This is a genomic window from Arthrobacter sp. GCM10027362, assembly GCF_042679445.1.
GTDB lineage: Bacteria > Actinomycetota > Actinomycetes > Actinomycetales > Micrococcaceae > Crystallibacter.
This window is the reverse complement of the sequence record NZ_JBHTML010000340.1, coordinates 1-1,915: the sequence shown is the minus strand read 5'-3', so window position 1 is coordinate 1,915 and position 1,915 is coordinate 1. Positions and strand designations below refer to the sequence as shown.

Genomic DNA, 1,915 nt, shown 5'->3' with positions numbered 1-1,915 from the left:
CCGGCCCGGACCTGGCGTCCGGGCGGCAGCCGGTTCGCCGCCGCCTGCGCCGCGGCCCGGCCCGAACGCATCGGCGTGGTCTCCTCGATAGTGGGCCTCGCCGTCGAAGTCACCGGGCTGCACTGCGCCATCGGCGAAGTCGTCACCATCGGCGGGCCGCCGGGCAGCGAGGCCGAGGTGGTGGCCGCGGACCGGACCAGCCTGCGCTGCATGCCGCTGGGCACGCTGACCGGCATCGGCCCGGGCCTCCCGGTCCGGGCCAAGGGCGCTCCCATGCTGGTTCCCACAGGCAGCGGGCTGTTCGGGCGCGTGCTGGACGGGCTGGGCCGGCCGATCGACGGCAAGGGGCCGCTGCTGCCGGACGCGCTGGTCCCGCTGGACAACGCCTCGCCCCCGGCCATGCACCGGGCGCGGATCGACACCGCGCTGCAGCTGGGTGTCCGGGTGATGGATACGCTGACCACGGTGGGCAGGGGCCAGCGCATGGGCCTGTTCGCCGGCTCCGGGGTGGGCAAGTCCTCGCTGCTGTCCATGATCGCCCGCGGCACCGACGCCCAGGTGTCGGTGATCGCACTGGTGGGCGAGCGCGGCCGCGAGGTCCGCGAATTCCTCGAGGACGACCTGGGACCGGAGGGCCTGGCCCGGTCCATCGTGGTGGTCTCCACCTCGGATCAGCCGGCCCTGATGCGCCTGCGCGCAGCCTTCACGGCCACCCGGATCGCCGAATCCTTCCGGGACCGCGGCGCCCACGTGATGCTGATGATGGACTCGCTCACGCGCGTGGCCATGGCCCAGCGCGAGGTCGGGCTGTCCGCGGGCGAGCCGCCGGCCACCCGGGGCTACCCGCCGTCCACCTTCTCCGTGCTGGCCCGGCTGCTGGAGCGTGCCGGGACCGCCGAGACCGGTTCGGTGACCGGGATGTACACGGTGCTGGTGGATGGCGACGACCACAACGAGCCAATCGCCGATGCCGCACGCTCCATCTTGGACGGGCACGTGGTGTTGGACCGCAAGCTGGCCGTCGCCGGGCACTTCCCGTCCATCGACGCGCTGGCCTCGATTTCCCGGGTGGCCGCCAAAGTCAACCCGCCCGGGCACACCCGGCTGGCGGCGCACCTGCGCAAGGTCCTGGCCGCCCGCAGGGCCGCCCAGGACCTGCTCGACGTCGGCGCCTACCAGCGCGGGTCCAACCCGCTGGTGGACGCGGCCGTGGACCATGAGGACGAGATCAACCTGTTCCTGCAGCAGCGCATGGATGAGAGGACCCCGGCCGGGCAGGCCTGGGAGCATCTGCGCCGACTGACCGCAATCCTTGGAGGTATCTGATGGCCCGTTCCTTCCCGCTTGCCGGCCTGCTCAGGCTGCGCCACCTGCAGCAGGACCAGGCGGCCGGCAAACTCGCCGCCGCCAACGCGCGGCTGCAGGACAACGGCCGGAGCATCCTGCAGGCCCGCACCCTGCTGGGCGAGACCGTCAGCGAGGTCTCGGACGCCGCCGCCCTGCAGGCCGTGGCGGCCGCCCGTGCCTCCTCGCGCGGCATGCTCGCGGACCTGCAGGCGCTGGAGCAGCTCCGGCAGGGCGAGGCGGAACAGGCCCGGCTGGCCTTTCAGCAGGCCCGTGCGCAGGCGGTGGCGCTGGAGAAGCTGGAGGCCAGGCACGCCGGGGCCGCGGCGGCCGAGGAGCTGCACGGCGAACAGGTAGTCCTGGACGAGCTCGCCTCCGGGGCCTGGCAACGTGGGGAGGCGGCGCGATGAGCCTGGTCGAGGCGCTGGGCAGGATCCAGCAGATCCAGTCCACCTTGGCGCAGCTTTCACCGCAGCCGACGGCTGCCGGTTCCGCCGCCGGAGCCGCCGCGGGCACCGGTTCCGCGGCCGGAAGCGGCTCCGCTGGGGCGTTCGCGCAGGCGCTCGCCGCC

2 protein-coding genes are annotated in these 1,915 nt (G+C 73.9%); both read left to right on the top strand.

From position 1 onward, the window contains the following. Positions 1-1,326: FliI/YscN family ATPase (locus ACFQ36_RS22430; RefSeq protein WP_377017738.1), on the top strand; the 1,326-nt coding region annotated here is incomplete at its 5' end. Beyond that, positions 1,326-1,754: a hypothetical protein gene (locus ACFQ36_RS22425; protein WP_377017736.1), complete on the top strand. Its 429-nt coding sequence runs from the start codon at positions 1,326-1,328 to the stop codon at positions 1,752-1,754. The genes ACFQ36_RS22430 and ACFQ36_RS22425, both read left to right, overlap by 1 nt. Positions 1,755-1,915 lie beyond the last annotated feature (161 nt).